Origin of the sequence: Sphaerisporangium sp. TRM90804, assembly GCF_029846175.1 — a bacterium.
Taxonomy (GTDB): Bacteria; Actinomycetota; Actinomycetes; order Streptosporangiales; family Streptosporangiaceae; genus Sphaerisporangium.
The window spans coordinates 1-3,410 of sequence record NZ_JARWAC010000052.1; the positions used below are offsets into that span (position 1 = coordinate 1).

2 rRNA genes are annotated in these 3,410 nt (G+C 57.1%); both read left to right on the forward strand.

From position 1 onward, the window contains the following. Positions 1–56 precede the first annotated feature (56 nt). Positions 57–3,182 (forward strand): 23S ribosomal RNA (locus PYR91_RS36150). A gap of 102 nt (positions 3,183–3,284) precedes the next feature. Next, positions 3,285–3,401, forward strand: a 5S ribosomal RNA gene (gene rrf, locus PYR91_RS36155). Positions 3,402–3,410 lie beyond the last annotated feature (9 nt).

Here is a 3,410-nt window from a genome sequence, read left to right on the forward strand (position 1 = left end):
GGGGTTGGTGTCTGTTTGTTGTTTGTGAATTGCATAGTGGACGCGAGCATCTTTGTGGCCAAGTTTTTTAGGGCACACGGTGGATGCCTTGGCATCAGGAGCCGATGAAGGACGTGGGAGGCTGCGTTAAGCCTCGGGGAGTCGCCAACCAGACGTTGATCCGGGGATGTCCGAATGGGGAAACCTGGCACCAGTCATGTGGTGTCGCCGCCGTCTGAATGTATAGGGCGGTTGGTGGTAACGCGGGGAAGTGAAACATCTCAGTACCCGTAGGAGAAGAAAACAATAGTGATTCCGTGAGTAGTGGTGAGCGAAAGCGGAGGAGGCTAAACCATGCGCGTGTGATAGCCGGCAGGTGTTGCGTGTGTGGGGTTGTGGGGCCCAGTTGGAGAATGCTGCCGTGTTCTCGGGGAGTTATAAATCCGTTCGATAGTCGAAGCCTTTGGGATGGGGCGCCGTAGACCGTGAGAGCCGGGTAGGCGAAATCGTATGGACTTCCTGGGTTGGGTTCCCAAGTAGCACGGGGCTCGAGAAATCCTGTGTGAATCTGCCAGGACCACCTGGTAAGCCTAAATACTTCCTGATGACCGATAGTGGACCAGTACCGTGAGGGAAAGGTGAAAAGCGCCCCGGTGAGGGGTCGTGAAATAGTACCTGAAACCGTGTGCCTACAAGCCGTAGGAGCGTAAACGAGGGCTTGCTCTTGTTTGTGATGTGACTGCGTGCCTTTTGAAGAATGAGCCTGCGAGTCATGGTGTGTGGCGAGGTTAACCCGGGTGGGGGAGCCGTAGCGAAAGCGAGTCTGAATAGGGCGCTCTGTAGTCGCATGCTGTGGACCCGAAGCGGAGTGATCTACGCATGGGCAGGTTGAAGCTCAGGTAAGACTGGGTGGAGGACCGAACCCACCAGGGTTGAAAACCTGGGGGATGATCTGTGTGTAGGGGTGAAAGGCCAATCAAACTCCGTGATAGCTGGTTCTCCCCGAAATGCATTTAGGTGCAGCGTCACGTGTTTCTTGCCGGAGGTAGAGCACTGGATGGCTGATGGGCCTTACCGGGTTACTGACGTCAGCCAAACTCCGAATGCCGGTAAGTGAGAGCGTGGCAGTGAGACTGCGGGGGATAAGCTTCGTAGTCGAGAGGGAAACAGCCCAGATCGCCGACTAAGGCCCCTAAGCGTGTGCTAAGTGGGAAAGGATGTGGAGTCGCAGAGACAACCAGGAGGTTGGCTTAGAAGCAGCCACCCTTGAAAGAGTGCGTAATAGCTCACTGGTCAAGTGATTCTGCGCCGACAATGTAGCGGGGCTCAAGCACACCGCCGAAGTCGCGGCACTGAAGCCGAGCTTGCTTGGTTTTGGTGGGTAGGGGAGCGTCGTGCAGCCGGTGAAGCGGTGAGGTGACTCAATCGTGGAGGCTGTGCGAGTGAGAATGCAGGCATGAGTAGCGAATCGAGGGTGAGAAACCCTCGCGCCGGATGACCAAGGGTTCCTGGGCTAGGTTTATCCGCCCAGGGTAAGTCGGGGCCTAAGGCGAGGCCGACAGGCGTAGTCGATGGATGACGGGTTGATATTCCCGTACCCGCGGACGCGCGCCCATATCGAATCCAGTGATACTAAGGGTCCTTAACCCGTTTCGGCCTTCGGGCTGGGAGTCAGGGTGAACGCCTGGCCTGATCTGGTAGTAGGTAAGCGATGGGGTGACGCAGGAGGGTAGCCCATCCCAGGCGATGGTTGTTCCTGGGGTAAGCATGTAGGGAGAGGCGTAGGTAAATCCGCGTCTCACATATCCTGAGATGTGATGCCGAGCCGATTGTGGTGAAGTGGGTGATCCCATGCTGCCGAGAAAAGCCTCTAGCGATGTGCGTCGGCGGCCCGTACCCGAAACCGACTCAGGTGGTCAGGTAGAGAATACCAAGGCGATCGGGTGAACTGTGGTTAAGGAACTCGGCAAATTGCCCCCGTAACTTCGGGAGAAGGGGGGCCTCTACTGGTGATGGTCTTTACGGCTTGAGCTGGTGGGGGTCGCAGAGGCCAGGGGGAAGCGACTGTTTACTAAAAACACAGGTCCGTGCGAAGTCGTAAGACGATGTATACGGACTGACGCCTGCCCGGTGCCGGAACGTTAAGGGGACCGCTTAGCTTGATCTTCGGGTTGGGCGAAGGTGAGAACTTAAGCGCCGGTAAACGGCGGTGGTAACTATAACCATCCTAAGGTAGCGAAATTCCTTGTCGGGTAAGTTCCGACCTGCACGAATGGCGTAACGACTTCCCCGCTGTCTCAACCACAGACCCGGCGAAATTGCACTACGAGTAAAGATGCTCGTTACGCGCAGCAGGACGGAAAGACCCCGGGACCTTCACTACAGCTTGACATTGGTGTTTGGGACGGCTTGTGTAGGATAGGTGGGAGACGGTGAAGCGGTCACGCTAGTGGTCGTGGAGTCAACGGTGAAATACCACTCTGGTCGTTTTGGATGTCTAACCCGCGCCCGTGTATCCGGGTGGGGGACAGTGTCTGGTGGGTAGTTTAACTGGGGCGGTTGCCTCCTAAAGAGTAACGGAGGCGCCCAAAGGTTCCCTCAGCCTGGTTGGCAATCAGGTGTCGAGTGTAAGTGCACAAGGGGGCTTGACTGTGAGACCGACGGGTCGAGCAGGAGCGAAAGCTGGGACTAGTGATCCGGCATCGGCGTGTGGAAGCGGTGTCGCTCAACGGCTAAAAGGTACCCCGGGGATAACAGGCTGATCTTCCCCAAGAGTCCATATCGACGGGATGGTTTGGCACCTCGATGTCGGCTCGTCGCATCCTGGGGCTGGAGTAGGTCCCAAGGGTTGGGCTGTTCGCCCATTAAAGCGGTACGCGAGCTGGGTTTAGAACGTCGCGAGACAGTTCGGTCCCTATCCGCTGCGCGCGCAGGAGACTTGAAAGGGGCTGTCCCTAGTACGAGAGGACCGGGACGGACGAACCTCTGGTGTGCCAGTTGTTCTGCCAAGAGCACGGCTGGTTGGCTACGTTCGGGAGGGATAACCGCTGAAAGCATCTAAGCGGGAAGCTTGCCTTGAGATGAGGTCTCCCACCCTGTTGAGGGGGTAAGGCTCCCAGGAGACTACTGGGTTGATAGGCCGGAGGTGGAAGCATCGTAAGGTGTGGAGCTGACCGGTACTAATAGGCCGAGGACTTGACCACAAAGCATTAATGCTCGCGTCCACTGTGTAACTCAGAGACAACAAACCCCCACCCCGGGGCCTTTATGGATCGGGTGGGTGCGGGTTGTGTGTTTCGAGGGGTTACGGCGGTCATAGCGGAAGGGAAACACCCGGTTACATTCCGAACCCGGAAGTTAAGCTTTCCAGCGCCGATGGTACTGCACCGGGGACGGTGTGGGAGAGTAGGACACCGCCGGACAAAATTTTG